Raw genomic sequence first — 26,632 nt, 5'->3', positions numbered from 1 at the left:
GTTATATTCCTTTATCGGCCAATAATTTTATTCATCAAACGTTGCAGCAGCCCGCGCTGTTTCGGTACTTCTTCGTCGCTATCTTCTTCATGCGCTCTAGTATGAACTCTCTCCGGACGCTGTATAGTTTGCGTTTGTGCAGCAACTCTAGCTTGCCCTGCTCCAGCAGTCTGAGTCTCAGCCTGCCCGGCCGATTCCACAATCAGATGATCGGTAACATAGACCGCAGTAAGATAATCAGCTAAATCTTTGTTATCGATAAGCATCAGCTTGTGCAGAATAGTCAGGCTACCTGAAGCCTTGGTTAAGAAGGCGGATAGGCGCATTGATTCGGCAAGCGGTGCCAAACGAGTCAGGTTTGGCCAGTTGCGAACTTTGAATACTGTGCTTTTGTTGATTACTTTGGGAAAGCGGCCATTACTTGTCCAAATAGCCAACTGCCATAAGCAAGCAGTAATGGAAAGCTTGGCCTTGGCTTTCAAGTTCTCTTCAGTAATCGCTCGCGTTTGCAAATCAACAAATTTCTGTTCACACAAAGATTTGAGTGTTTCAGAATCGGTTACCAACAACACTTTCTGAATGGACGGGAACACCAGCAACATAGGTTTGCCGTTGTGCATTACCGCCACATTGACATCCTGCTTGGCTGCTTTGCGTACTTCGCCCAACAAACCGTTGTCTTCATCGAAATGTTCGATGGTGATACTAGCCGAATGAGATCGTACAGACGAAGCTTGCTCGGTTTCCTGTGTTGCCAGCCTAGGAGCATGCTCCGATCGGCTACTACTACTGGCTACCCAAATGCCGTTACCCTGTTGCAGGTTTTTTAAGTTCAAAAACAGAGTATCGAACTTAATCGGCTTGGCCAGATAAGGAGCGGTTACCGGAGGCGGCAAGCTGGAAAAATACACCACCTTCGCATCGGGAAACTGGTTTTTTGCATCTTTCCAAATCTCCACATCAGTATCGGCATCGGCCAATACCATATCTGGCTGAATACCCTGCTCCACTGTAACCAGTTCATAATTAGTAATACCATGCATTTTGAATGCCATACGGAACATCGCATATTGGCGCTCATCCATGCCCAACAACATGATGTGAACCGTCTTCACTTGGGGGATTGCGTTATTAGTCATTTATCATGTCCGAACAGAACCGTAGTTGATTTTTTGTAGTAATTGGCTCATTGCCAATACTACCTCCTCTGGCGGATGCTGGATATTGGCACGTATCTTATGCAATACCTGTTCCAGGCGCTCCCATTCTTCTGCACGTTCGCAAATATCAAACAATGTAATATACAACTGTGATTCGCTGGGGTACTCCAAGATGGATTCTTCCAGCAAATTCATTGCTTCATCTAACTGGCCATACATCAGTAATGATTCGACATCACGCAACACTTTTTCTGCCGGGGTCTGTTTCATACTGACATCATCAGTACGTGTTTTAATAAGGGGTTTACGGTGCGCTTTTTGAGTACTGGTGCCACGATCCAAGAAACCGTTGGCAGTCCCGATTTCGCGCAGTTGAACCTCATTCGGATTGGATTCCAACTGAGTGAAGATGGTGTGTTCGCCCAGGTTGAGACCCCAGCCCAGCATTCTTTCCTTCACTTGGCGGCCATACTGACCCAAGGTGTAATAAAGCTGCCAAAGATGTTGGGCAAAACGGTCAATATTTTGATTTTTATAGTCCAAACTCAGCGCATCAATAATCAACGCAGCCGGTTTGTTGGCCTGGCGGATGGCCTTATTGGCATAGCTAACTGCCGTATCGTAGGCAAGCCTGTCCTTCATCAGGCGATAGCCAGATTCAGGCTTCATAAAGCCCATCAGAGCAGCTTTTTCTTCATCATGTACAAGAATAGCACCGGTATATTTGGAATTGGTAACCAGCTCTTTGCGGGACTCGGCCAATGCTGAATTGGCCACTTTCTGCTCGCTCTCGGCTTCTACGGCTACACGGCGGCTTTTCTGCTTGGTTTGTGCCGGCATATCCAGCCCGATGCGTTCGCCGATTTCAGCAGAGGTCTGCTGTATACCCCAGCCTAGTAATTCTTCAGCCAACACGCGCAGACTAAGGTTGTTTTTATCAACTGCCAAACCTTGTTTGATGTAGTCCTCGGTTTGCGCTTTAGTGAGCAGATTGCCGAACTGGCGCAAAGTTTCAGCCAATTCATCCGGCTTTTTAGCATCCAGCCACAGCTGCACCAGCTCATTAACTAAAGAGCTGCGCATACCATCGCTCACGACTACCGAGCCAGAAGTTAGATATTGAGACAGCGATTCGGCAGCTTTTTCGTGGTAACCGAATTGCTTATAGACTTTATATTCCGTCAGGGCATCCACTTCCTGCGACACATTGGCAGCCTCTTCCACTTCCACATCAGGTACAGCTTCCCAACCCCAGTCTTCGCTCACTTCAACCTCTTCAGGCTCGGATAACGAAGCGGCTACAGACTGTCGATCTGCCGCTGGAGCCGATTTCTTGCTGGCCACCCTAGCGGCAGCACGCTTACTTCTGCCTTTTTTCTCTTCATCAACAGCGGCTTTTGCCTGCTGTTTCTGGCGGCGTTGAACAAAAATCAAGCCGGCTAAAACCACCAATAGCGGAATCAGAATCATCAGATCCATTTATCCCACCCTCCCTAAACATAATTGAATGAAAATATTCATCCTACTTCTCTTATTACGTCTTTCCAAATACAAATGTTGAAAATTCAGCCTAAAGTATATATTAATTTACACGTTCTATTCAAACGGATTCACGAAAACCGCCACCAAAAAGAGGAGTTACGCACCAACAGCGTATCTTTATTCTCCTCCCAGCAGGCAGTAACTGATAGGCAATTTTCACAGCAACACCCCGTTGGGCAACAACAGCCAAACATAGCCTGTCTGCTTCATGCGGCCGGCCACCCTTCCTGCCTCATCGCCATACCCCCAAAAAAAGTCCACCCGCACCGCGCCGTTGATGGCACTGCCGGTGTCTTGCGCCATAATCAGGCGGTTGAGCGCATGGCCGGTTTCAGGATGCGCAGTGGCCAGAAACAGTGGTGCGCCCAAAGTGATGAAGCGTTTATCCACCGCGCCGGAATAACCGCCGCTCAATGGCACACCCAATGAACCAATCGGCCCGTCATTGCCATCCGGTAGTTGGCGGAAAAACACATAACTGGGGTTTTGACCCAACACCTCAGCCAGTTTATCCGGATGTGCACGCAACCAATCGCGGATTTTCGGCATACTGGTTTGCGCTAACGGCAAATAACCTTTATTGGCCATATAGCGGCCGATAGAAATATAGGGATGATCGTTTTTATCGGCAAACCCCAGGCGGATATAGCGCCCGTCTGGCGTACGGATTCGGCCGGAGCCTTGGATATGCAGGAAAAACAACTCAACCGGATCATCGGCATAAGCCAACACTGGCGCACTACCGTTTACCGCACCAGCATTAATTTGGGCACGGGTGTAATACGGCACAAAACGGCTACCTGAAACCCGCCCTTTCAAAGATCGGCTTTTCTCACGACCAGGGAAATCAGCCAGATTAGCCGTGTATTCACCATTGGCGGCAATTTGGCCACTATTGCGACCGGTGAGATGGATACGCACCGTTCCTGATTGCGGCGCACCAGCCAACGGCACAGTAACCAAATCAGCGGGTAAGCCATAAATCGGGAAGCGTGCCTGTACCGTTTGCCGTGCGCTGCCGTGCAACACAGGCTCGTAGTAGCCGGTTATCGTGCCGCCCAACTGCCCATTGTGGCTCACTTCCCACGGCGTGAAATATTGCTCGAAAAACTGCCTGGCCGCCGCAGACTGACTGCCCACCCTGTCAGCCTGAGCACACACATTCTGCCATTGCGGCTTGTTCTTCAAAGCAGTACAGCTTTTGCGAAACGCATTCAGGCTAGCCGCAAAATCCTGCTGCGGCCACTGCGGCAACGCCGCAAACGATACCGCCTTATACCCTGCCGGGCTACCTGAAACCCGGTGCTGATAGCCTTCCGCATAACGCTGGCCGGGCGGCAAAGCCGGCATACCGCTGATACCACTGCCAGAGGGCTTGGGCCGGCTATGAAAAAAACAGCCGCCCAGCAACAATGCCGACAGCAACAGCCAGCCGTTACGAGAAGAAAGAAATTTTCCTGCCATTTCAGTTTTCATTCCATGAAGTTGAATTTATACCACTGAAAGAAATCGATAAATAATATATAAACATTGCAGCCCGTCCCGCACCGTTTCCGATGCATTCTAGCCAACTCCTGCCCGTTTACGGCGGCCGCAGGCGCAAACTGGCAGAATTTAACCACCCACCCAAGCCGCCGGGCAAATCATTTTACAAGTACAAACATTTCGCCCGCTGCCGCATCGGCTACAATACTGTTTTTCGCCTTTCCATTTTTCAGGTAGCCTTTCATGAGCCGCAAAAGCGCCGTATCCCCCATGATGCAGCAGTATCTCGAGATCCAAGCCCAGCATACCGACAAACTGCTGTTCTACCGCATGGGCGACTTCTACGAGCTCTTCTTCACCGACGCCGAAGAAGCCGCCCGCCTGCTCGACATCACCCTCACCACCCGCGGCCAAATCAACGGCGAACCCATCAAAATGGCCGGCGTGCCGCATCATGCGGCCGAGCAATACTTGGCCAAATTGGTCAAACTCGGCCGCAGCGTGGCTATTTGCGAGCAAGTGGGCGAAGTGGGCGCCAATAAAGGCCCCGTGGCGCGCGAAGTGGTGCGCATCATTACCCCCGGCACGCTCACCGATGCCGCCCTGTTGGAAGACAAAGAAACCAACCGCATCGCCGCCGTGGCTTGGAACGGCAAGGCCAAGCAACCGGTCGGCCTCGCCTGGGCCTCCCTGCAAAGCGGCGAATTCAAAGCCAAAATCATCACCCCAGCCCAACTGCCCGACGAACTCGCACGCTTGCAGGCCGCCGAAGTATTGCTGCCCGACCAAGCCGCCGCCAAACTGAGGCTACCTGAAAACTGCAACCCCACCCGCCTACACGACTGGCAATTCGCCCCCGACAGCGCCCACACCCTGCTCACCGACTACTTCGGCTGCCAAGACCTGCTCGGCTTCGGCCTCCAAGCCGGCGAACACGACCCCGCCATCGGCGCCGCCGGCGCCCTGCTCAACTACATCCGCCACACCCAATCCCGCCTGCCGCGCCACCTCGACAACCTCAGCCTCGAAACCGAACAGCAATACATCGGCATGGATGCCGCCACCCGCCGCAACCTCGAAATCACCGCCACCCTGTCCGGCAAAAAAGAGCCCACCCTCTTTTCCACCCTCGACCGCTGCGCCGGCAACATGGGCAGCCGCCTGCTCGCCCAATGGCTGCACAACCCCCTGCGCAACCGCGAACACATCCGCGCCCGCCAAGAAGCCGTATCCGCCCTGCAAAACGATTATTCCTCCCTGCAAGGCTACCTGAAAACCATCGCCGACATCGAACGCATCGCCGCCCGCATCGCCGTAGGCTCCGCCCGCCCGCGCGACCTCTCCGGCCTGCGCGACAGCTTATTCACCCTCACCCAACTCAGGCTACCTGAAAGCAGCCTACTCAACACCCTGGCCGACATCTTCCCGCAAGGTGCCGATATTGCCGAGAAGTTACAAGCCGCTATCCTGCCCGAGCCCGCCGTGTGGCTGCGTGACGGCGGCGTAATCAACCACGGCTTTTCCGCCGAGCTCGACGAGTTGCGCCGCATCCAAAACCACGGCAGCGACTTCCTGCTCGAACTCGAAGCGCGCGAACGCGAGCGCACCGGCCTCTCCACCCTCAAAGTCGAATACAATCGCGTGCACGGCTTCTACATCGAGCTTTCCAAAATCCAAGCCGCCGAAGCCCCCGCCGACTACCAGCGCCGCCAAACCCTGAAAAACGCCGAACGCTTCATTACCCCCGAGCTCAAAACCTTCGAAGACAAAGTGCTCAACGCCCAAGATCGCGCCCTATCCCTCGAAAAACGCCTCTACGACAGCCTGTTGCAAGAACTCCAGCAGCAACTGCCCCTGCTGCAGCGTACCGCCAAGGCCGCCGCCGCGCTGGACGTCCTCTGCTGCTTTGCCCACTTTGCCGCCGAACACGATTACCACGCCCCCCAGTTTACCGACTATCCCGGCATCGAAATCGACAACGGCCGCCATCCCGTGGTTGAAGGCCAAGTGCCGCACTTCACCCCCAACCACACCCGCCTCGACCACAAACACCGCCTCATGCTGCTCACCGGCCCCAATATGGGCGGCAAATCCACCTATATGCGCCAAGTCGCCCACATCGTTTTGCTTGCCCACACCGGCAGCTTCGTGCCCGCCGAAGCCGCCCGCATCGGCCAAATCGACCAAATTTTCACCCGCATCGGCGCCTCCGACGACCTCGCCGCCAACCGCTCCACCTTCATGGTGGAAATGAGCGAAACCGCCTACATCCTGCGCCACGCCACCGAGCAATCCCTAGTGCTCATGGACGAAGTCGGCCGCGGTACCTCCACCTTCGACGGCCTCGCCCTCGCCCAAGCCGTGGCCGAACATTTAATCCAAAAAAACCAATCCTTCAGCCTGTTTGCCACCCACTATTTTGAGCTCACCCGCCTGCCCGAGCAGCACAGCGCCGCCGTCAATATGCACCTCTCCGCCCTGGAAGAAGGGCAAGACATCGTCTTCCTGCACCACATCGAGCCCGGCCCGGCCGAAAAAAGCTACGGCATCGCCGTGGCCAAACTCGCCGGCCTGCCCGCCCCCGCCCTCAAAGCCGCGCAGAAACACCTCGAACAGCTCGAAGCCCAAGCCGCCGCCCACCGCCCACAGATGGACATGTTCAACCTGCCCGAAGAAGCTGCGCCCGAACACAGCCCAGCCGAGCCCATCCCACCTGCCGCCCATCCCCTACTGCAAGAAATCGCTGCGCTGCATCCCGACGAACTCACTCCACGCCAAGCCCTCGACCTGCTGTATCAACTGCAAAAACAGGCTGCTGCCGCGCAGGAGGCTACCTGAAAATGCATGTATCAATTTCAGGTGACCTTGCCACAAAGTGCTGCCTAAAAGCGTAATAATTTGTCTATTTTCTGTAAAACAGCGTTTCTGTAAAACAGCGATAATACACCTGCTTTCGGACACGAAAGCCATAAATTCAATTATCCATTAAGGACCCTCCCAATCATGAAACAACGCTTACTTGCCTTAGCCCTCATTTCCGTATTGGCAGCCTGCGGCGGTCAAACCAACAGCTCTGCCCCGGCTCAATCAACCGACACCAGCAGCACACAGCCCGTTGCTGCCAGCGTCGCACAACCCGCTGCTACCGCCCCTGCTCTCGATTCCGTACTAGCCGACCCCAAAGTGGGCGACCTCTACGCCGCTAAAATCAGCGCGTTTTCCGACCAAGGCTTTGGCCGAAACGGCAAAGAGCAGTCCGTAGCCTACGGCCTGATGAAAGTGGTGGAAGTGTAGTCCAACCACATCATCGTTATCACCGAAGATGCTGCTTGGGAAGTGCCAGAAGGCGCCAAACAAGACCTGAACGGCAACCTCTCCAACATCACTTGGGACGAATCCGAGCGCATCCAAATCAAACGCGACGAACTACCCCGGATGGTGGCCGACGGTCGCATCGTGGAAACTCGCCGACTCGACAAATAATCCACGCCATACATTATCAAAGGCTACCTAAACCCCTTACGCGGTTTTCAGGTAGCCTTTTCATTAACACTACCACACACTAACCTCAGCACCCATTAGCGTTATAATCCCACTACCTTCCTGCCACACATAAGCAGCGGCCACCATACCAACAACCCCAAAGACATCCCCCCATGACAGCCAAAACCTCTTTAACTACAACGGCAACGGCCAAAACGAAGCCTACCCGATCAAACTCATCATCAACCAACCGCCCCGAACCGTGTACTGGTCAGATTCTTCTACAACGACCCCGCCACCCCCTGCACCCGTGCCACCCCTTTTGAGCGCAAAGGCCGCAACATAGAAATCACCATTTCCAAATTCGCCTCTTAAGGCGTGTTCGCAACGCATTTTTCAGATAGCCCCAATCCAAACCCAAGCGCAAGGACATCCCACATGACCATCAAACAACGATTCTGGCAAGCCAGCACCATACTGGAAGAAGCCGACCTCCTGTTCGACGAAGCCGCCTGCCGAGCTGCCCTGGAGCGCATGGCCGAAGAAATTACCGCCGACTTGGCCGAGCAATACCCCCTGCTCCTACCCGTGATGGGCGGTGCCGTCGTTTTCACCGGCCAGCTCCTGCCCCTCTTGCGCTTCCCGCTCGATTTCGACTACGTACACGTTTCCCGTTACGGCAGCGAACTAAGCGGCAGCGTGCAGCTCAACTGGCTGCGTGCCCCGCAAAACAGCGTGGAAGGCCGACACGTTCTCGTGCTCGACGACATCCTAGACGAAGGCCACACCATGGCCGCCATCCACAAACAAGTACTGGAAATGGGCGCCGCCTCCTGCTACACCGCCGTATTCGCCAATAAAAACATCAACCGCCCTAAACCCATCACTGCCGATTATGTAGGTATCCACGTGCCCGACCGCTATGTGTTCGGCTACGGCATGGATGCCGGTGGCATGTGGCGCAACCTCGGCGCCATCTACGCCCTGGCCAATAAATAGCCAAACCCAAACTTAAGGCTACCTGAGGCACCGAATCACTTTCAGGTAGCCTTACCCAAACAAACCCAATCCCATCGCTTGCCGCCCCTGGTTAATAGTGCAACAATGCGGCCTGCGAAAAACCAGCACAGGCAAACGTCTGCCGGCCGTCTTATTGATTCGGCTGCTTTACGCTGATTGATTAACCCTTTACCAAGAAAGAAGCCCTATGCCAAACTTCCTCCTCGTGCCTATCGGCACCAAAACCGGACTCACCAGCATCTCGCTCGGCCTGCTGCGCGCCCTGCAACGCAGCGGCCGCCGCCCGGTGTACTACAAACCGGTATCGCACAAACCCACTCCCGCCGGCGACACCGAAGCCGCCATCGTGTTTGCCAACAAACTGTTCCATCTCAACCCGCCGCGCCCGCAGCCGCTCTCTAAAGTAGAAGAATTGGTGGGCGCCGGGCGTGATGACGATTTGATCGAGCTGATGGTATCCGATTTCGACCAGGTTACCGCCGCCGAGCACGATGTAGCTATTATTGAAGGCGTGGTGCCCGACAGCGAACTCGGTTTCCTCGCCAACAAAAACGCGCAAATCGCCGCCGCGCTCAACGCCAACGTGATCCTGGTAGCTACTGCCGGCAACCACAGCGCCGAACAGGTGGCCGACCAAATCAATCTAGCCGCGCAGGAATACGCCAACAGCCATACCGATGTGGCCGGCTTCATCATCAACCGCTACAACGGCAACGACAGCAAAGCCTTCGCCGCCGAAGTGTCTGCCAAAGTGCGCGGCGGCATCCCCTGCATGGGCGTGCTGCCTTTTGCGCCCGAACAATCGCTGCGCCGCGTGGCCGACATTGCAGGCTACCTGAACACCCAAGTGATTGCCGGAAAAGAGCATTTGGGCAACCGCACCAAAGAAATCGTGGTGGCCGCGCAAAACGCCGCCCACATGCACCACCGCATCACTTCCGGCGCACTGGTGATTACCCCCGGCGACCGTGAAGACATCCTGATGGCTGCCTCGCTGAAAATCCTCAGCGGCGTGCCGGTGGCCGGCCTGCTGCTCACCTGCGGCACCGCGCCTTCGCCCGCCGTGCAAGGCATCATCAGCCCTGCGCTGAGCCAAAACGTGCCGGTGCTACTCACCGAACACGACACCTTCGCCACCGCCTACGCGCTGGCCCATCAAGACCAAACCATTCCCGCCGACGACACCGAGCGCATGGAAACCATGGTGGAATTCGTGGCCAAACACGTTGATGTGGAAGAACTCTGCCGCCACATCGGCCAGCCGCGCCAACTACTGATGTCACCACCCACCTTCCGCTTCCGCATGATGGAGCAAGCGCGCGCCGCCAACCGACGCATCGTACTGCCGGAAGGCGACGAACCGCGCACTGTGGAAGCCGCCGCCATCTGCCAAAGCAAAGGTATCGCCCGCTGCGTGCTACTGGCCAAACCAGAAGCCGTGCGCGAAGTGGCCGCCAACCGCGGCATCACCCTGCCTGAAGGCTTGGAAATCATCGATCCCGACACCATCCGCGAGCAATACGTTGCCCCGATGGTAGAACTGCGCAAAAACAAAGGCCTCACCCCCGGCTTAGCGAGCCAGGCGCTGGAAGACAGCGTAGTGCTCGGCACCATGATGCTGCAGCAAAACGACGTGGATGGCTTGGTGTCCGGCGCGGTACACACCACCGCCAACACCATCCGCCCCGCCCTGCAGCTGATTAAAACCGCCCCCGGCGCCAGCCTAGTGTCCAGCGTGTTCTTCATGCTGATGCCCGAGCAGGTGTTCGTGTATGGCGACTGCGCCGTGAACCCCGAGCCCACCGCCGAAGAGCTGGCCGACATCGCCATCCAATCGGCCGAATCCGCCAAAGCCTTCGGCATCGACCCCAAAGTGGCCATGATTTCTTACTCCACCGGCACCTCCGGCAGCGGCGCCGATGTGGAAAAAGTGAAAGAAGCCACCCGCTTGGCGCAGGAAAAACGCCCCGACCTGCTCATCGACGGCCCGCTGCAATACGACGCCGCCAGCGTGCCCAGCGTAGGTCGCCAAAAAGCGCCCGACAGCAAAGTAGCCGGCCAAGCCAACGTGTTCGTCTTCCCCGACCTGAACACCGGCAACACCACCTACAAAGCCGTACAGCGCAGCGCCAACGTATTGAGCATCGGCCCCATGCTGCAAGGCCTGCGCAAACCGGTAAACGACCTCTCGCGCGGCGCATTGGTGGACGATATCGTCTACACCATCGCCCTCACTGCCATCCAGGCCGTGCAGATGGGTAAATAAACCGCCCGCCCTGTTGGGATTTAGACATCAGGTAAAAGGCTACCTGAAAACTTTAGCCTCGCAGAAACTCGCGAGCTCGTTTTCAGGTAGCCTTTGCATTGCAGACAAATACAACTATTAGAAACGCACACCGCCCCGGATGCCGAAGCTGTGGCGGTTGGTTTTCTGCACCTCGATATTTTCACCTTCGTGGGTAAAGTTGGTGGCTTTATCCCGCGTGTAACGGTAATAGGGGCCGAAGGTGAGGCTAGTGCTTTCGCCCAGCTGTTTGTTCACATCTACACCCAATCCGAGGCTGTAGTTGTTTTGTTTGTATTTACCGTCACTGGCATACTCAATCTGTGTATATTGTTCTTCCACACGGCGGTGTAGGCTGACTTGGGCTTCGGTCCACGGGGTAATGCTCCAGCTGCTGCCCAGTTGCTGCTCGTATTCCACCTGGGCTTTCAGATACAGGTTGTTGGCACTGATATCGACAGCATCGTCGTCGGGATCGATTCGGTGGCTGTGCACATCTATTTTGCCGTGGCTATAGCCCAAACCACCCCCCACGCGCAGACCGCCGTTTTTGAAGCCGGAGGGAGAGAACAAATAACCGGCATACACATCTACGTTATTAGTTTTGGCACCGTTGATGATTTTTTCGCCATTGGCTTTCGCATCGGAATCGAGGTATTGATAGCCCAATTCGGCACGAATAGCGTGTTGCTGAGCTAGCGGAATATCGGCGCGGCCTTGCAGGGTAACGCCGTTGCCGGAATATTTAAGTTGATCGATTTTGGCATTTTCGTGTGCGTAACCGGTGGTTACGGTGTAGCGGCCGTCTTTGATGGGATGCAGCGGCACACCCTCATCTGTGGGGGCGGCCTGAACAGCGGCAGACAAGGCCAACACGGCCAAGGCAATTAGGGTTTTCTGCATAATTTTCTCCGGTGTGGATGGAAAGAATGCCGTGGCGGCGGTTTACCGCATCCAACGGCGGAATACTGCTGACAAAATCAGTTTAATGCTTTGAGGAAGCAATATTCCGGCGAGCATGATAATCCTGACCCAATTAAGTTTCAACTCTGAATAAACAAACAGTTCTCTTTCCGATACCCATTAGGTTTGCCACCATGCAGCATAACAAGATAGGGCTTTGAAATTTAGAAAAATTAGCACATTATTCTTTTCAGGTAGCCTTTCCGCCATTAATCTCCATACCCGTTCGGATTGCCACTTTGCCAGCGCCAAGAGTCGCGCATCATGTCGTTCAGGCTGCGCTCGGCATGCCAGCCCAATTCGGCGGCGGCACGGGCAGGGTCAGCGTAGCATTCGGCGATGTCGCCCGCGCGGCGGGGTTTGACGGCATAGGGGATTTTTTTGCCCGAGGCGGCTTCGAAGGCGCGGACGATTTCCAGCACGGACGAGCCCTTGCCGGTGCCGAGGTTGTAGATGTGCACGCCTGCTTCGCGGCTTTTTTTATCGAGGGCGGCCACGTGGCCGAGCGCCAGATCGACAACGTGGATGTAGTCGCGCACGCCGGTGCCGTCGGGGGTGGGGTAGTCGTCGCCGAACACGGAAAGCTCAGCCAGTTTGCCTGCGGCCACTTGGCAAACGTAGGGCAGCAGGTTGTTCGGAATGCCGTTGGGCTGCTCGCCGATGCGGCCGCTGGGATGCGCGCCGATGGGGTTGAAATAGCGCAGCAGAATCACGCTCCAAGCAGGGTCGGCCGTGTGGAGGTCGGCCATCATGCGCTCCATCATCTGCTTGGACGCGCCATAGGGATTGGTGGCTTGGCCGAGGGGGGCGGTTTCGGTAATCGGCACGGTGTCCGGGTCGCCGTACACGGTGGCGGAGGAACTGAACACGATGCTTTTCACGCCCGCGCACTGCATTTCTTCCAGCAGGATGAGGCTACCTGAAACGTTGTTGCTGTAATACTCCAGCGGTTTTTTCACGCTCTCGCCCACGGCTTTGAGGGCGGCGAAATGGATCACGGATTGGATGGGGTGTTCGGCAAAAATGCGGCGCAACAATTCGCGGTCACGGATGTCGCCCTGATAAAAGGCGGGGGTGTGGCCGGTGATTTCGGCGATGCGGCCGATAACTTGGGGCGAGGCATTGCAGAGGTTATCGATAATCACGGGGAGATGGCCGGCTTGGATGAGCTCGACCACGGTGTGCGAGCCGATGAAACCGGCGCCGCCGGTAACGAGGATAGTGGACATGGGTTTCCTTTTTGTTTTGGATGATATTTTAGCTTCACAAAAGCCCGCCGCATTGGTTTTCAGGTAGCCTTTAGGCTGGCAAAAGGCTACCTGAAACTTATCTTGCACCGAAGCCAGTGATGATCGTTTTCAGGGTTTTAAACAGAATCAGCACATCCAGCGCGAAGGAAAAGTGCTTGATGTAGTAGAAATCGTGCTCGATTTTCACTTGGGTTTCGTCTGTGTTGCCGGCATAGCCCTGCATCACCTGTGCCCAGCCGGAAAGGCCGGGGCGCACGATGTGGCGGTAGCCGTAGAAGGGGATGCTTTGCTCAAACTGCTGCACAAAGGCTTTCTGCTCGGGGCGCGGGCCGATGAGCGCCATGTCGCCTTTGATGATGTTCCAAAACTGCGGCAGCTCGTCCAGCCGGGTTTTGCGGATGAAGCGGCCGGTGCGGGTGATTCGCGTGTCGCCTTCCTGCGCCAGTTGCGCGCCGTGTTTTTCCGAATCGCACACCATGCTGCGGAATTTATAAATTTTAAACTCGCGCCCGCCACGGCCCACGCGGTTTTGCACAAACAGCACCGGTCCAGGGCTTTCCAGCCGGATGGCCAGCGCGGTGGCCAGCATCAGCGGCAGGGTGAGCGGCAGGCTGGCCACCACCATCAAGGCTTCCAGCGCCTGCTTAATCGCCATATAGGCCGGGCTGGGCAGCAGCGAGCCTAAATCGTTTTCATACATATGCCGGATTTTCACGCGACCGGTGAGAGATTCCTCCACCTGGCGGATGTTGTAAACCGCAATGCCGCGCAAGGTACAATCGGCCAGGAAACGCTGCCAATCCGCCCCCAAATCGGGCGCATGCAGATTGGTTACCACCGTGTTCACGCGGCCGGTTTCAGGTAACCTAGGCTCGGCAAGCTCGTGCCAGCGGATGTTTGATAGTTGCGGCAAATCGCGCATGCCTTCCACATCAATATAATACAGATGGCGGATGTGCCGCTTTTCCAGCCAGGTTTCGGCAAACAGATACAACACCGTGAGCGCAAACCCGGCGGCCAGGTAATACACCGAATACGGCAGGCGCAGCATGGCGGCAAACACCAGCGGCAGCCCCAGCCCGATGGCCGACACCGGAATCACTGACAGCTTAGAATGCTCGCCGGGGAAACGCGTCAGGTTGCGGCTCAAAGCGTAGGAGAGCAGCAGGCCGGCCAAGAGCAGGCTGTAGCTGGAAAGATTGGTGGCCGTGGGATGAGTCCACTCGCGCGGCGGCCAAAACCACCACGCCGGCGCAATCAGAATCACCAAAGCGGCGGCAACAAAGCGCAGAATCATTTTTATCGTTTTCATTATTTCCGTTATTTCTCGTTTGGCAGTTGGGTCGATACAGGCTACCTGGAATTTTAAACACCCTATAAAACCAAGCACAGGCCATTATGAGCATATGGTTCGGGCTATGTTTTCTCTGCTGGCACAGCCGAACGGAGCGCGGTTTTTCGGGGAGCAATGGCGAATGGAGTAAAAATGGTAGAGGCTACCTGAAATTCAGCAAGCTGCCCAAACCCAACTTATGCTTAATAAAAGCCCGGCTTCACAGCAAATCTACTTCCGCAACAACACTCGATACACCCACTGCCGAACCCCATTCGGCAGCAGCCGCACCGGCAATCGCAACAGCACGTTTTTCGCCGACTGCGCCGCGCTCAAAAAGCCCGCGCGGTAGAAGCGCCATTGCATGGCCAGCTCGTTTTTCGCATACGCCCAGCCGCCGCGCCGCCGATACATCTCGTCGCCCGCGCGCGCATACACCAGCACTTCGGGCAGGTTGGCAAAACGGCAGCCTTGCAGCAGCATGCGCACCCACAAATCATAATCCTCATACAGCGGCGCGTGCTGATAATTGCCCGCTGCCAGCACTGCCGATTTGCGGTAGCACACCGTCATGTGGTTGATGGGATTGCGGCTTTTGGCAAAGCGTACAATTTCCTCGTGTTCGCAGGGCACGCGGCGGCTGTGCGCGGCATCGGCCGGTGTGTGCTCAAACTCGTCAATCTGGCTGCCGCACATGTCAAGCTCTGAGTGCGCCGCCACAAAAGCCAGCTGCCGCGCGAAACGCTCGGGGTGGCAGATATCATCTGTATCCATGCGGCACACCCATTCGTGTGTACAGGCCTCTAGGCCGGCATTCAGCGCCCGCCCCAGCCCAACGTTTTGCGGCAGCCGCACAATCTTCAGCGGCAGGCTAGCTGAAAAGCTTGCTACAACGGCTTCCAGGTTTTCAGGTAGCCCGCCGTCATACACCAGCACGATTTCGTTTGGCGGCAGGGTTTGTGCGGCCAAGCTGGCCAAACATTGGCGCAGATATTCCGGCTGCTCACGTGCATACAGCGACATCAACACGGAAAACGGCGGCGTGCTTTCCACCAAAAGGCTACCTGAAAGCTGGCTTTGTGCTGGCGCCCTCATGCCGCTGCTCCTTCTGTCTCGTCTAAAAAGCGCAGTGCGGTATCGTCGTCCACTTTGCGTGCCAGCCAATTCGGGCTGTGGCGCAAGGCTTGCAGTTCGGCCAAAGCCAGCGTATCGGGGTGGTTGCTGCCCGGAGCGAAACGGATGTGGCGGTGGTTGCTGGGCCACAGCTTGATGCTCGCCGTTTCAGGTAGCCTTTTTGCCAAATATTGGAAGAAATGCTCGTCCGGGCAAAGCTTCTTGCGGAAGAAGGCGCAGGCCTGCTTATCGGCCGCGTTCAGCAGGACTGCCAAGGCCGTACGGTCGGCAGAAAACCATTGGCTGCCGGCATAGGCCGTTTGCGTGGTAGGCAGGATTTTATCGGCTGCCTGAAACGCTTTGGTGAGCAGCTTGCCGGGCAGGCGGCGCTGCCAGGCGGTGTCGGCGTGCGGCGTGTTGAAACGCACGCGATAGCGCAGGCGCGGCTCGGCATGGCATTCCAGCAACAGGCTGCCGCGCGGCAGTGCGGCAAATTCGCGCTCGATTTGCTCGGGGGCGTGCAGCAACACGCAGTTGCCGCTCACGAGGTGCACAAAGCGGATGTCTGCATCGGCCAGCGCGGCACGCATCAGGTGCAGCGTGGCTTCCACCATGCTGAAGCCCGCCCAGCGGATGTTGACGCGCTGCGGAATCAGGCCCACATTCGGCGGCAGGGGTGGCAACGCGCCGATATCTGCCTTGGCATCGTAGTGCAGCAGCAGGCGGATTTTGGGGTGGCGCTCGGCCAGCCGCAGCCAATAAAGCGGCGGGCGGTGGCACAAAATTAAAAAGGCGCTGCTCATAACGCTAAACAGTTATCGTGAAACTCACTCAATATCGATAATCGGAATGCCCAACTGCGCCATCACGTCATAAATCCGCGCCACGCCTGGCGTGTGAAAGGCGGCTTCTGCAGGGCGCACGGCATACACGGCGGTGCGCGGGAAGGCGTACACATTCAGCGCAGCGGTGCTGACGAGGTGGTACACCTCGAAGCGGGTATCAGGCTCGCGGCGCAGGCTTTCCAATAGATAGTCTTCAAAAATCAGCGGGCTGGCAATGTATTCGGCGCCCGATACGCGGTAGGTTTCGCGCGGGTGCGGGAAATATTCGCCAATCTCAAAACGGCGCAGCAGGCTTTCGGCCAGCGCGGCGTTATCTGCCGTATTGGGCAGCAACGGCTGGCCGAGCAGGATGCGGCGGGTGCGGACGGGAGTAGGGTTTGCGGCAGCCGCGTCGGCCGTATTTTTTTCAGGTAGCCTTTCGTTTAAGCCACACTCATTCACTGCCCCATTGCCGCTTCTCAGCACCTCTCTGCCTTCGCTTTGGCGAAGCCCACCTTCCCCGCTTTCAGGTAGCCCTTGCCCGGCTGCCGCCCACAAATCCAGCGGCACGGTGGGCGCGGCAATATTGGGCTGGCCGGGATAGAGCGTGTGGTGCCGACGCGAGAGGCGGCGCAGGTCTTCGGTTTGCAGGCGGATGCCGCGCAGGCGGTTCATCAGCTGCCGCTGGCGGTTGCTGCTGTTGCGGTAGAGCACGCTGCCGGGAATCAGGTTGCCCGTGCCGTCGTCGAAGGTTTCCAGCGCATCAAAGCGGATGCGGTTCAGCACATATTGCACGTTCGGATTATCGATGCTGGCGGCAAAGGCGGTGGCGTATTCTTTATCCAGCCCGCGCAGCAGGCGGGGCAAGCCCAGCTCGCGCCGCCATTTGCTTTGCGGAATCAGGGCATATTCGGCATGGCGGCTGCCCGCAGAGGCTACTTGAAAATAATGCCGAAACTTAGCATTGTCCGCATCTTCGTAGCACAGCATCAGCAAATCGAACGGCTCTGCGCGCTGCGCCATCAGCCGCTGCGCCATCAAGGCCTGCAGGGGCGTGAGGCAGATGATTAAATTCGCCAAATCAGCCATACGGTTTCACCTGCCGGAACAATATCGGGAAAATCAGCGCGTTGCCGGCAATCATCGCCAGCGGCACCCATTGGATACCTACCCGCGCGGTGAGCAACAACACCAGCAGATAGCCGCCCGCCGAGAGCAGCGAAGTGAGCGCGATGCGCTGGTTTTGCGCGTGGTAAAACAAATAATTCACCTGCAAATAATAGGGCACAGTCAAACTGAAACCAAGCAAAAACAGGCAAATATAGTAATGCACCCCCGCATACTGCGCCCCGAGCAGCCACAGAAACAGCCGCTCCGGCATCAGCCAGGCCACCACTGCCGGCAGCGGTGCGGTCAAGAGCGAGAGCAGTGCCCAGCGGCGCACCGTAGCCGCTGTGATTTTGCCGCTGCGCAAGGCCTGGTAGTAATACGGCACGGTGGCTTTGTTCAGCGCCATCAGCAACACGCCCAGCACGCTGGCGGTTTGATAGCCCGCCGAATACACGCCCAGCGTGGCGGCGGAATAGCCCTGATAAATCACCACGCGGTCGAACTGCCCTTTCACATAATTGCCCGCATGATGAATCACCAAAGGCAGGCCGAGCGCGAAAATATAGCGTAAAGCCTGCCACACCCGCTGCCGGTTAAACCCCAGCCGCTGTCCGGCACTGCGCCGATAAAGCAGATAAGCCGCCAGCGACACCAGCGCATTGCCGGCAAACAGAGCCAAGAAGCGCCGTTCTACCGGATAATCCGCGCTCATTTCCAGCAGCCACACCGTGAGCACGGTGGTGAACAGGCTGCTGCCGAACTGAATGGCCGTATAGGCCAAGGCCTGTTTGCGGCATTGGCGCAGGCTCAATTGCGTGGCCAACACCGTTTGCGCCGCCGCCGCACACACCACCGAGGCCAACGCCAATGAATGCAGCTGCCACGCCGCCAACAAGCCGATAAGCGCGGCAAAAGCGGTATACAGCGCGCCGGCATACACCACGCTGTGCAGATTGCGCTGGCCGTATATATAGTAATACCGCGTCACCGCGCCATCCTGGCTCATGCCAAAACCGATAAGCAGCAGCGAAAATGCCGCCTGATAATACGACAGCTCGCCAAACCCCGCCGTACCCAGCTTGCGCGTGAGATAGGGCAGCAGCAGGAAAGGCATGGCCTTGGCCAGCATTTCGCCGACGAGGTAGATGAGGCTGTCTTTTAGAATCTTCATATAGGAACTTTTCAGGTAGCCTTCAATACCGCCTTGAGGCTACCTGAAACTTTAAGCTACTTATAAAAATTTGAACATATGGAATTTTTGCCAATATAACAGAAATAAGTATCTTGGCTGCTGCTATAAGGGAAACGCCGGGTTTCAGGTAGCCTTCGCTATTCACTCCCTATTCACCTTTGCGCCTCATGCCGGCGCGGGCACTTTCTTTTCTTTGCTTCGCCAAAGCAAAGAAAGCAAAAGAAAGGCGACTGCGGGCACAACCTCAACCGTTTTCTCCTAATATTTTGCGTTTGATTTCACAAAAAGCGGATTCCCAGCTTCGTTGGTACTCAAGTTTTCAGGTAGCCTCTAACACTGCCGTAAGGCTACCTGAAACTTTTTCTACTCTTCCACGCAATCCCAATCGGTGGCCGTATTGGCCGCCACATCGCGGCGCAGGCGTTTGCCGATGAGCGCGTCGTAATGCTTGGGCGCCAGCCCGTAGCCGGGGCGCACGCTGCGGATGCAGTCGGCGCCGATGGTGTCGCCCGCTTTCATATCCTTCACAAAATACAGCGAACGGCGGAACTGGATATTGCCCTGCTCGCTCGATTTCAAACCGTAATCGGCCTGCCCCAGCGCCTGCCAGGCGGTATGGCTGCTGCGGCACAATTCAGCCAAATCCTGCGGTTCTAAAGAAAAACTGTCGTCCGGGCCGCCGCCGTTTCTGTCTAGCGTGAAGTGCTTTTCGATCACGCACGCACCGAGCGCCACAGCGGCGATGGCGGTGGTGTTGTCCAGCGTGTGATCGGACAAACCCACCGGCACGCCGAAGCGCTGCGCCATATCAGGCAGCGTGCGCAGGTTGTAATCCGCCGCCGGTGCGGGGTAGCCGCTCACGCAGTGCAGCAACACCAATTCCTTGCAGCCGCCTTCACGCGCGGCGGCCACGGCTTCGGCGATTTCTTCGGCATCGGCCATGCCGGTGGACACAATCATCGGCTTGCCGGTTTGCGCCACATAACGGATCAGCGGCAAATCTACCGCTTCAAACGAGGCGATTTTGTAAGCCGGGGCATCGAGGCTTTCCAGCAAATCCACCGCCGTAAAGTCAAACGGCGAGCTGAAAATGGTGATACCCTGCTCGCGGGCAAAATCAAACAGCGGCTTGTGCCATTCCCAAGGCAGATGCGCTTTTTGATACAGCTCGTGCAGCGTTTGCCCGTCCCACAGGCCGCCTTTGATTTGAAACTCGGGCGCGTTGCTGCGTAGCGTGATGGTGTCGGCGGTGTAGGTTTGGATTTTGACGGCATCGGCACCGGCAGCCTTGGCCTGTTCTATGATGTTGAAGGCGGTTTGCAGGCTACCGTTATGGTTGGCCGACATCTCGGCAATGATGTAGGGCGGGTGGACAGCGCCGATGGGGCGGCCGTTGATTTGGAATGTGGGTTTCATGGGTGGTTTCGGTTTCAGGTAGCCTGTTATGGGGAGGCTGCCGTTTTAGCGTTTAATACAAAAAATCTTCGGCACGAAGCACAAATGATAAGGCCTGCTGCGCCTCCTGCCCGGCTGCCTTATCTGCCGGGCGGAAACCGAGCCGGCGGTGCAGAGCCAGGCTGGCGGCATTGTGCGGCAACACTTGGCCGTGTACCTCGCGCATATTCAGGCGGTAGAAAGCGTATTGTAACGCCAGCTGCCCCAATGTGCCGCCATGGCCTTGGCCGCGCGGGCAATCGGGGGCGAGGTAGAAGCCCCATTCGCAGCGGCCGCCGCCCAGGTGTTTGAAGCTGGCATAGCCCTGCGCCGTACCGCCGGTTTCATACAACAGTATGGTGAACTCAGGATTGGCCAGCTGGCGGGCAAACCATGCCTGATGCCCATCCCAAGCGATTTCTCCGCTATCTAACATAAAGCGGCGAACCTCGGGATGATTGCGCCACTCAAACAGGCGGCGGCAGTCGGCAGGCGCGGCAGGACGCAGCACGGCAGGCGCGAAATCGGCCAAATTATTGGCGGCCCGCAGCACGCCGCGCCCATCGCACAGCGCGGCGGCACGGCGGCTTTGCTCTGCCCGCAGGGCAGGCGTTTCGGCCAGTAGGCGGGCCAAGCTGGCAGGCAAATCTGCCATATTGGCCACACTCGCCACTCCGGCCTGCTGCAAGGTTTCTGCGATGCCGCGTTGGTTTTCTGCCAACACCAGCATCATGGTGGGCAATCCCAGGCAGCAGCGTTCCCACGAAGTGCTGCCCGCCGCACCGATGGCCAAATCGGCTTCGGCCATCAGCTCGGCCATATTGTTGGCACCCACCAGCACGCGGCAAGGATACGGCGCGCTATCGGCAAAAACCTGCACGGCAGCGGTGTGCGGCGCGGTTTTGCCCATCACCACGGTGACGCGGCAGGCGGCAGGCAGGCTACCTGAAAGCGCCTGCAGCACCGCCAACGTATGGTTGTCCTTATCCACGCCGCCCAAATTCACCAAAATATGCTTCAGGTAGCCTGTTTCAGCTTGGGCAGTGCGGCGTTGCAAACTTGCCTCGCGCCAGGCTGCAAATTCTTCGCGCAGCAGGGCGTAGCGCGTGCCGGTAAGCAGGCGGCAGGCGGGCGGCACTAAGCCGGCGTAATCGGCCGGGGTGTGGCCGAGGTTTTGATCCAGCAGCAAATCGGCGGCGTGGGGGCGGTCGGCCAAGTCGTCGATCGCCATCAGGCGGCTGCCTGCAGCAGCCTTGGCGGCCAGCTCCCACTCGGCGGATAAAGCGTAGTGGTCGCAGATAATCCAATCCGGCGCAAAAGCGCGGATAGGCGGCACGCAATCGGCGGCATCCTGCGCCTGCGATACGGGCAGCCAATGCGCGTGGGCGGGCTGGGAGTGCGTTGCTGCGTTCTGTTCGGGCGCATCACGATTTTCAGGTAGCCTTCCGGCCAGCGGCGGCACGGGCAGCAAAATCAGGCCGAAGCCCGCGCGCTCAATCGTTTCGCCCAAATGGCCGGGCAGCGCGCAGCAGATAAAGCGCACTTCGTGACCGCGCCGCGAGAGCTCGTGCGCCAGCGTGAGGCAGCGCATGATGTGGCCGCTGCCGATTTGCAGGGAGGCGTCTGCGCGGATGAGGAATTTCATGTTCTACAACTTTCAGGCTACCTGAAAATATCTAGCCGTTTTCTTTTATCAATTCAAACGGCAAGCCCGACCTTTCCGCTAGCTGCCGCGCGAAGATTTTGGCACGACTCTGATCGTGGCTACTTTTGAGCAAGATTTTCCCACCGTTTCGCAACAACAGCCACACTTTCCCTTCTCCAGAAAATCCTCCAGAAAAACAAATGTTTTGAATTTCACTATAAGCAAACTCATACTGCGTCCGCCACGACAGTTTGCGCCATACAAAAACATTCAACACCAGCTGCTTACTATCAAGCAGTGCACAAATTTTATAAGCGCTTTTGATGCGCCTCCAAACAAAAATTGGGAAACCAAGCAGCAAACCGCTGGCTACAATTAGATACAACCAAGCGCGAACGCCCTCCGCCTCGCCATCACTCAGCCAACGCAGCAAGGTGGTCCACATCACGATAATCCATGCATAAGCAAGCAGATAAATCCAAATCTGATTTCTGCCAAACGTATATTGCACCACCCGTTTTTCTCTACTAAACATCATCGTCTCTTTAATTCAGGCTACCTGAAAACTAGTACAGCAAACTGCTATGCGGCAACATCACTCCCCCCGCTCCCGCAACACGCGCCACATCACTTCCGCCCGCGCCCAATCTTCGGGCGTATCGATATCCTGCACGCGGTAGCGCGGCAACTTCACGGCGGCGGCGCGGCTGTTGAAAATCGGCTTTTCCGCCAGCCAGGCTTCGGCGCTGCCCCAATAAAACTGCCCCGCGTCGTGCCAAGCGTGCTCCAAATCCTGCGAGCGCACGGCAAAATTTTCCGGCTGAAACATCGACACGCCGCCCTGCCCGTCCAGCCGCAGGGCACGCTGGATAGGAAAGGGGAAATCGGTTACCGAAAAAGCATAATCGCCGCCGCTTCGGCGCAGCGTATCCAGCCCGCGTTGCAGGTCGGCAGGGCGCACGAAAGGGGCGGTGGCATACAGGCAGCAAACTTCGGGCAAGGCCGGCTTGAGGCTAGCTGAACAATCCGGCTGCCCGCTTTTGCCATGCAGCAACCCGCTGCGCTCACTTTCAGGTAGCCTCTCCGCCAGCAGCGTGGCAACGGCATGACGCATCACGGCGCCGGTGGTGGCGAAATCATCCGCCAGCTCGGGCGGGCGCACAAACGGGGTTTCCGCGCCGTATTGCCGCGCCACGGCGGCGATTTCTTCATCATCGGTCGACACCGCCACACGCGCAAAGCAGCCGCTCTCCAGCGCCGCTTCGACGGAATAGGCAATCATCGGCTTGCCGTTGAATGGCTTGATGTTTTTGCGCGGAATGCGTTTGCTGCCGCCGCGGGCTGGAATGATGCAAAGGGTCATGGAGTAGCGGTTTCTGCCAGCCTTTGGGAAGGCGTGGCGAATACGGTTTATTAAGGCGGGGATTATAGCTGATTTGGGCAGTCGGCCGCAGCGGTTTCAATGTGCGCAGGCAGGGATTGCGGTGGGCACAACAAGGGTTTGGGCGGGGCTTGGCATGGCAAATATAAAATCCGCCAGTTTATCAAAAAGGCTACCTGAAACTTTTCAGGTAGCCTCAAATTTGTGTGCAGCGCTTCAAATATGCCGATACACCTCGTCAAACGGCAGGCGGTAGCGTTCGCCCCAAATGCCGTGGCCTTCCTTGCGGATACCGCAGGAAACAACCATGTTGATTTCCGCGCCGCGCGGCAGGTTCAGAATGCGTTTCACGCGGCGGCTGTCCAGCCCTTCCATCGGGCAGGTGTCGTAGCCCGCTTCGGCCATGGCAAGCATGAAAGTTTGCGCCGCCAAGCCGCAGCTTTTGTGCACCACGATACGCATATCGGCCTCAGACACATCGCGCATCATCGGGCGGAACAGGCCGATGCCCCAGGCCAGCATTTTGCGGAACGCGCCGAGCAGGCCGAAGCAGCAGGCATAAACAAAGGGCATGAGCTTATTGCGGTAGCCTTCTTCCGCCTGAATGCGTTTGGCCTGTTTTTCCGGCGGGCTGTTGCGTTGGATGTTGCTGCGCTCAAAATCGAGCACGGCTTGGGCGCGGCTACGGTGCAGGTCTTGGCGGGTAACGAACACCACCATCTGCGGCGCGGTGGCGGCGGCTTTTTGGCCGAGGCAGGCTGCAGCGAGCTGCTTCAGCACGGCGGCATCGGTGATGTGGTAGAACTCGTAAAGCTGCATATTGGAGCTACTGGGGGCCAGCTGGGCAAGGCGCAGGCATTGGCGCACGGTGTCGGCATCAATAGGGGCGTCGCCGTAGTGACGCACGGAGCGGCGGCGTTCGAGGGCTTGTTGCAGGGTCATGATTACTCCTTCAGGTAGCCTGAAAACATTATTTTAAACAATGCCTAAAATGATTGCATTAATCCTTGGCAAGCGCAGGCGGTGGCCTTGCACCATTCGGCGCCTTACTCTGCCGCCGGGCCGCTTTGAAACACCAGCCGCAAATCTTCTCGGCAGCTGCCGGAGAGCGTCCACACGGCGGTATTCGGCATAGGCAGAGCGGTTTGAAAAGCACGGAAGGCAGCCATGTCGGCAGGAGAGGCTACCTGAAAGCCTAAAAGTTTCCAGGCCAATAAGGCAATCCAAATCCCGTGGCCGAACAATAAGCTGCCATCGGGCAACTGGTGCCATTGCTGCAAAAACGCTTCCAGCCGTGTATCGAAATCGGCAAAGCTGTCTGCGCCCTGCCCCACTCGCTCGTTCACATCGCCGCGCTGCCAATAGGCTTGGGCAATAGGCCGGCGCTCGCTAGGGCTGAGCTTGGCGATCAAATCGAATGGCAGATAGGAAAATTCGTTTAAACAGGGCAACTCAGCGGGCTCGATGCCGTAGTGCCGGCAATAGGGCGCGGCGGTTTCGCGGGTGCGGCACATTTGGGATACGAACACCGGGCGGCTTGAAGTTATGCTGTGTAGAAGTGCACTACGTTCGTTTTCAGGTAGCCTTTATACTTTAATAAAGGCTACCTGAACATGAACAGTCTTGTCTGCGTCAAGACCTCTTCATCAGCAAGCAGAGGGAAGCTTGCTCACACACATATCTTACGGCTGTTGCTATCTGCCAAACGGTGCAGCAAACCGATCCAGCAAACGCTGCTTTTCCCGATTCACGGCTTCCTCATCCAAATGACCACATTTTTCAGGCGAAAAATCGGGATTGGACCGGCGGAATGCATCTTGATACGTCTGGTAAAACATTTGTGGAAAAGCTTTGTCGTCAGGCGCTACGCGATTCATATGAATCACCATGTTTTGCTGAATGGGGTTGCCCTCGGCAAAAAATGGGTCGTTTCCCTGCGACAGGCCGCACAGCACCAATGCCTGATGTGCCTGCCCGAGCATGGCTGCAACCATAAGCGCATAACCACGTTCTTGCTCAGGCGACAGAGGCTCGGCCCGGGCAGCAAATACCGTGCAGGCCAGTAATATCCATAATGCTTTATTTGTCATGATTGTTCTCTCAGGCAGCAGAAATTTTAGCTTTGCAGAAACTCATCTTCCTGCGGAAACCTCGTTTTCAGGCTGCCTCCCCTCGCTGCCAAAGGCTACCTGAAAGCCCGTTCCAACACTTCTGCCACTTTATCCTGTTCGGCTTCAGTCAGATCAAAATACAGCGGAATGCTGATTGTGCCGGCGTAGTAGGCTTCGGCAGCAGGGAAGTCGCCCGGTTTGAAGCCGAAGTATTGGCGGTAGTAGGGCTGGGTGTGGACGGGAATATAGTGCACGTTGGCGCCGATGCCATTTTGCCGCAGAAAGTCGAACACTTGGCGGCGGGTTTTGCCGCTGTCGGCGCGGACTTGTACGGGGTAGAGATGCAAGGCGGAGCGGCTTTCTGGATGTCGGTACGGCAAGACGAGCGGCAGATGGGCAAGCAGGCGGTCGTATCGCGCGGCGAGCTCGTGGCGGCGGGCGACAAATTCGTCGATGCGGGTCATCTGGCTCACGCCGAGGGCGGCTTGCAGCTCGGTCATGCGGTAGTTGTAGCCGAGGTCGATTTGCTGGTAATACCAAGCGCCATCCGGCTCTTGGGTCATTTCTTCAGGATTGCGGGTGATGCCGTGGCTGCGCAGCAGGGCGAGTTTAGCGGCAAGCTCTGGGCTGTTGGTGAGGGCTGCGCCGCCTTCGGCGGTGGTGATGATTTTGACGGGGTGAAAACTGAATACGGTGACGTCGCTATATTGGCAGTTGCCAACTTTGCCGCCCTGATAACTGCCACCAACGGCATGGGAGGCATCTTCGATGATTTTGAAGCCGTATTCTTTGGATAATGCGTGGATTTTCCGCATATCACAGGGTTCACCCGAAAAGTGAACCGGCACAACGATTTTGGGCAGGCTACCTGAAACTTTGGCCGCTTTCAGCTTGGCTTCCAGCGCAGCGGGGGGCATATTCAGCGTGTGCGGATCAATATCTACAAAATCCACATCAGCACCGCAATAGCGGGCGCAGTTAGCAGAGGCGGTGAAGGTGATGGGAGATGTCCACAGGCTGTCGCCTTTGCCCAGGCCAAGGGCGAGGCAGGCGAGGTGCAGGGCGGAGGTGGCGCTGTTTACAGCAACGGCGTGCTGCGCACCGCAGTAATTCTTCAGGCTGTCTTCAAAGGCAGGCACTTGCGGGCCTTGGGTGAGAAAGTCGGATTGGAGCACACGCACGACGGTGGCTATGTCGGCTTCAGAGATGGTTTGGCGGCCATAGGGGATCATGAGGGGGTCCTTTAGTTGGATAGATGGATTTGTTGTGGAAATGGCTTTTCTGATGCGTAGCTGCTGGGAT

Annotated in this window: 23 protein-coding genes; 5 read left to right on the top strand and 18 right to left on the bottom strand. The window is 56.9% G+C overall.

Annotation, left to right across the window (positions count from 1 at the left end; translation table 11 throughout):
- Positions 1 to 11 precede the first annotated feature (11 nt).
- The 3 genes from A7Q03_RS05090 to A7Q03_RS05080 form a co-directional block, all read right to left on the bottom strand.
- Positions 12 to 1,139 (bottom strand): hypothetical protein, encoded by a 1,128-nt coding sequence (locus A7Q03_RS05090; protein ID WP_067447934.1) that lies wholly within the window; start codon positions 1,137 to 1,139, stop codon positions 12 to 14.
- 3 nt (positions 1,140 to 1,142) lie between these two features.
- Entirely contained in the window at positions 1,143 to 2,639 is a 1,497-nt protein-coding gene (locus A7Q03_RS05085) for a hypothetical protein (RefSeq protein ID WP_067447932.1), read from the bottom strand.
- A 219-nt stretch (positions 2,640 to 2,858) separates the two neighbouring features.
- Positions 2,859 to 4,166 carry a murein transglycosylase A gene (locus tag A7Q03_RS05080; protein WP_067447930.1) on the bottom strand — a complete coding sequence of 436 codons (1,308 nt, stop codon included), beginning with the start codon at positions 4,164 to 4,166 and terminating at the stop codon, positions 2,859 to 2,861.
- 264 nt (positions 4,167 to 4,430) lie between these two features.
- Between A7Q03_RS05080 and mutS the strand changes: the two genes are divergently transcribed.
- From mutS to pta, 5 genes are all read left to right on the top strand, one after another.
- Complete coding sequence (mutS, locus tag A7Q03_RS05075; protein ID WP_067447928.1) at positions 4,431 to 7,025, top strand: DNA mismatch repair protein MutS; 2,595 nt, start codon at positions 4,431 to 4,433, stop codon at positions 7,023 to 7,025.
- A 165-nt stretch (positions 7,026 to 7,190) separates the two neighbouring features.
- Complete coding sequence (locus tag A7Q03_RS05070; RefSeq protein ID WP_067447926.1) at positions 7,191 to 7,481, top strand: hypothetical protein; 291 nt, start codon at positions 7,191 to 7,193, stop codon at positions 7,479 to 7,481.
- Between the two features lie 42 nt (positions 7,482 to 7,523).
- A complete protein-coding gene (locus tag A7Q03_RS10125; protein ID WP_156502935.1) occupies positions 7,524 to 7,670 on the top strand; it encodes a hypothetical protein in 147 nt (48 codons plus the stop codon).
- Between the two features lie 438 nt (positions 7,671 to 8,108).
- A complete protein-coding gene (locus A7Q03_RS05065) occupies positions 8,109 to 8,669 on the top strand; it encodes a hypoxanthine-guanine phosphoribosyltransferase (protein WP_067447924.1) in 561 nt (186 codons plus the stop codon).
- A gap of 208 nt (positions 8,670 to 8,877) precedes the next feature.
- Positions 8,878 to 10,956 (top strand): phosphate acetyltransferase, encoded by a 2,079-nt coding sequence (pta, locus tag A7Q03_RS05060; protein ID WP_067447922.1) that lies wholly within the window; start codon positions 8,878 to 8,880, stop codon positions 10,954 to 10,956.
- A gap of 117 nt (positions 10,957 to 11,073) precedes the next feature.
- Here pta and A7Q03_RS05055 read toward each other — a convergent pair whose 3' ends face one another.
- The 15 genes from A7Q03_RS05055 to pseC form a co-directional block, all read right to left on the bottom strand.
- Complete coding sequence (locus A7Q03_RS05055; RefSeq protein WP_067447920.1) at positions 11,074 to 11,877, bottom strand: outer membrane beta-barrel protein; 804 nt, start codon at positions 11,875 to 11,877, stop codon at positions 11,074 to 11,076.
- A 269-nt stretch (positions 11,878 to 12,146) separates the two neighbouring features.
- Positions 12,147 to 13,166 (bottom strand): UDP-glucose 4-epimerase GalE, encoded by a 1,020-nt coding sequence (gene galE / locus A7Q03_RS05050; protein WP_067447918.1) that lies wholly within the window; start codon positions 13,164 to 13,166, stop codon positions 12,147 to 12,149.
- Positions 13,167 to 13,263: 97 nt separating this feature from the next.
- The gene (locus tag A7Q03_RS05045; RefSeq protein WP_082880686.1) at positions 13,264 to 14,499 is read right to left on the bottom strand and encodes a sugar transferase; all 1,236 of its coding nucleotides are present in this window, start codon (positions 14,497 to 14,499) and stop codon (positions 13,264 to 13,266) included.
- A 252-nt stretch (positions 14,500 to 14,751) separates the two neighbouring features.
- Positions 14,752 to 15,615 (bottom strand): glycosyltransferase, encoded by an 864-nt coding sequence (locus tag A7Q03_RS05040; protein ID WP_067447916.1) that lies wholly within the window; start codon positions 15,613 to 15,615, stop codon positions 14,752 to 14,754.
- Positions 15,612 to 16,436 carry a beta-1,6-N-acetylglucosaminyltransferase gene (locus A7Q03_RS05035; RefSeq protein ID WP_067447914.1) on the bottom strand — a complete coding sequence of 275 codons (825 nt, stop codon included), beginning with the start codon at positions 16,434 to 16,436 and terminating at the stop codon, positions 15,612 to 15,614. Before A7Q03_RS05035 ends, A7Q03_RS05040 begins: the two co-directional genes overlap by 4 nt.
- 24 nt (positions 16,437 to 16,460) lie before the next feature.
- Complete coding sequence (locus A7Q03_RS10375) at positions 16,461 to 17,546, bottom strand: glycosyltransferase family 52 (RefSeq protein ID WP_067447912.1); 1,086 nt, start codon at positions 17,544 to 17,546, stop codon at positions 16,461 to 16,463.
- Positions 17,539 to 18,738 carry an oligosaccharide flippase family protein gene (locus A7Q03_RS05025; protein WP_067447910.1) on the bottom strand — a complete coding sequence of 400 codons (1,200 nt, stop codon included), beginning with the start codon at positions 18,736 to 18,738 and terminating at the stop codon, positions 17,539 to 17,541. The genes A7Q03_RS10375 and A7Q03_RS05025 overlap by 8 nt, the downstream gene beginning before the upstream one ends.
- A gap of 384 nt (positions 18,739 to 19,122) precedes the next feature.
- Positions 19,123 to 20,175: a pseudaminic acid synthase gene (gene pseI, locus A7Q03_RS05020; protein WP_067447908.1), complete on the bottom strand. Its 1,053-nt coding sequence runs from the start codon at positions 20,173 to 20,175 to the stop codon at positions 19,123 to 19,125.
- Positions 20,176 to 20,227: 52 nt separating this feature from the next.
- Positions 20,228 to 21,838 (bottom strand): UDP-2,4-diacetamido-2,4,6-trideoxy-beta-L-altropyranose hydrolase, encoded by a 1,611-nt coding sequence (pseG, locus tag A7Q03_RS05015; protein WP_067447906.1) that lies wholly within the window; start codon positions 21,836 to 21,838, stop codon positions 20,228 to 20,230.
- Positions 21,839 to 21,869: 31 nt separating this feature from the next.
- Positions 21,870 to 22,376, bottom strand: a complete 507-nt coding sequence (locus tag A7Q03_RS05010; RefSeq protein WP_067528676.1) for a hypothetical protein — start codon at positions 22,374 to 22,376, stop codon at positions 21,870 to 21,872.
- A gap of 57 nt (positions 22,377 to 22,433) precedes the next feature.
- Complete coding sequence (locus tag A7Q03_RS05005) at positions 22,434 to 23,201, bottom strand: pseudaminic acid cytidylyltransferase (protein WP_067447902.1); 768 nt, start codon at positions 23,199 to 23,201, stop codon at positions 22,434 to 22,436.
- 234 nt (positions 23,202 to 23,435) lie between these two features.
- Positions 23,436 to 24,161: a nitroreductase family protein gene (locus A7Q03_RS05000; RefSeq protein WP_067447899.1), complete on the bottom strand. Its 726-nt coding sequence runs from the start codon at positions 24,159 to 24,161 to the stop codon at positions 23,436 to 23,438.
- Between the two features lie 104 nt (positions 24,162 to 24,265).
- Positions 24,266 to 24,748 (bottom strand): histidine phosphatase family protein, encoded by a 483-nt coding sequence (locus A7Q03_RS04995; RefSeq protein WP_231863744.1) that lies wholly within the window; start codon positions 24,746 to 24,748, stop codon positions 24,266 to 24,268.
- A gap of 165 nt (positions 24,749 to 24,913) precedes the next feature.
- The gene (locus tag A7Q03_RS04990) at positions 24,914 to 25,309 is read right to left on the bottom strand and encodes a hypothetical protein (RefSeq protein ID WP_067447897.1); all 396 of its coding nucleotides are present in this window, start codon (positions 25,307 to 25,309) and stop codon (positions 24,914 to 24,916) included.
- Positions 25,310 to 25,404: 95 nt separating this feature from the next.
- Positions 25,405 to 26,562 (bottom strand): UDP-4-amino-4,6-dideoxy-N-acetyl-beta-L-altrosamine transaminase, encoded by a 1,158-nt coding sequence (pseC, locus tag A7Q03_RS04985; protein ID WP_067447895.1) that lies wholly within the window; start codon positions 26,560 to 26,562, stop codon positions 25,405 to 25,407.
- Positions 26,563 to 26,632 lie beyond the last annotated feature (70 nt).

This window comes from Eikenella sp. NML99-0057, assembly GCF_001648535.1.
GTDB lineage: Bacteria > Pseudomonadota > Gammaproteobacteria > Burkholderiales > Neisseriaceae > Eikenella > Eikenella exigua.
The sequence above is the reverse complement of the archived record's forward strand: the minus strand, read 5'-3'. Positions and strand labels throughout refer to the sequence as shown.

What these genes read in the sequence shown, in the direction of transcription:
- A7Q03_RS05090 (WP_067447934.1), bottom strand. Translation starts at nt 1,139, where the DNA reads ATGACTAATAACGCAATCCCCCAAGTGAAGACGGTTCACATCATGTTG.
- A7Q03_RS05085 (WP_067447932.1), bottom strand. Translation starts at nt 2,639, where the DNA reads ATGGATCTGATGATTCTGATTCCGCTATTGGTGGTTTTAGCCGGCTTG.
- A7Q03_RS05080 (WP_067447930.1), bottom strand. Translation starts at nt 4,166, where the DNA reads ATGGCAGGAAAATTTCTTTCTTCTCGTAACGGCTGGCTGTTGCTGTCG.
- mutS (WP_067447928.1), top strand. Translation starts at nt 4,431, where the DNA reads ATGAGCCGCAAAAGCGCCGTATCCCCCATGATGCAGCAGTATCTCGAG.
- A7Q03_RS05070 (WP_067447926.1), top strand. Translation starts at nt 7,191, where the DNA reads ATGAAACAACGCTTACTTGCCTTAGCCCTCATTTCCGTATTGGCAGCC.
- A7Q03_RS05065 (WP_067447924.1), top strand. Translation starts at nt 8,109, where the DNA reads ATGACCATCAAACAACGATTCTGGCAAGCCAGCACCATACTGGAAGAA.
- pta (WP_067447922.1), top strand. Translation starts at nt 8,878, where the DNA reads ATGCCAAACTTCCTCCTCGTGCCTATCGGCACCAAAACCGGACTCACC.
- A7Q03_RS05055 (WP_067447920.1), bottom strand. Translation starts at nt 11,877, where the DNA reads ATGCAGAAAACCCTAATTGCCTTGGCCGTGTTGGCCTTGTCTGCCGCT.
- galE (WP_067447918.1), bottom strand. Translation starts at nt 13,166, where the DNA reads ATGTCCACTATCCTCGTTACCGGCGGCGCCGGTTTCATCGGCTCGCAC.
- A7Q03_RS05045 (WP_082880686.1), bottom strand. Translation starts at nt 14,499, where the DNA reads ATGAAAACGATAAAAATGATTCTGCGCTTTGTTGCCGCCGCTTTGGTG.
- A7Q03_RS05040 (WP_067447916.1), bottom strand. Translation starts at nt 15,615, where the DNA reads ATGAGGGCGCCAGCACAAAGCCAGCTTTCAGGTAGCCTTTTGGTGGAA.
- A7Q03_RS05035 (WP_067447914.1), bottom strand. Translation starts at nt 16,436, where the DNA reads ATGAGCAGCGCCTTTTTAATTTTGTGCCACCGCCCGCCGCTTTATTGG.
- A7Q03_RS10375 (WP_067447912.1), bottom strand. Translation starts at nt 17,546, where the DNA reads ATGGCTGATTTGGCGAATTTAATCATCTGCCTCACGCCCCTGCAGGCC.
- A7Q03_RS05025 (WP_067447910.1), bottom strand. Translation starts at nt 18,738, where the DNA reads ATGAAGATTCTAAAAGACAGCCTCATCTACCTCGTCGGCGAAATGCTG.
- pseI (WP_067447908.1), bottom strand. Translation starts at nt 20,175, where the DNA reads ATGAAACCCACATTCCAAATCAACGGCCGCCCCATCGGCGCTGTCCAC.
- pseG (WP_067447906.1), bottom strand. Translation starts at nt 21,838, where the DNA reads ATGAAATTCCTCATCCGCGCAGACGCCTCCCTGCAAATCGGCAGCGGC.
- A7Q03_RS05010 (WP_067528676.1), bottom strand. Translation starts at nt 22,376, where the DNA reads ATGATGTTTAGTAGAGAAAAACGGGTGGTGCAATATACGTTTGGCAGA.
- A7Q03_RS05005 (WP_067447902.1), bottom strand. Translation starts at nt 23,201, where the DNA reads ATGACCCTTTGCATCATTCCAGCCCGCGGCGGCAGCAAACGCATTCCG.
- A7Q03_RS05000 (WP_067447899.1), bottom strand. Translation starts at nt 24,161, where the DNA reads ATGACCCTGCAACAAGCCCTCGAACGCCGCCGCTCCGTGCGTCACTAC.
- A7Q03_RS04990 (WP_067447897.1), bottom strand. Translation starts at nt 25,309, where the DNA reads ATGACAAATAAAGCATTATGGATATTACTGGCCTGCACGGTATTTGCT.
- pseC (WP_067447895.1), bottom strand. Translation starts at nt 26,562, where the DNA reads ATGATCCCCTATGGCCGCCAAACCATCTCTGAAGCCGACATAGCCACC.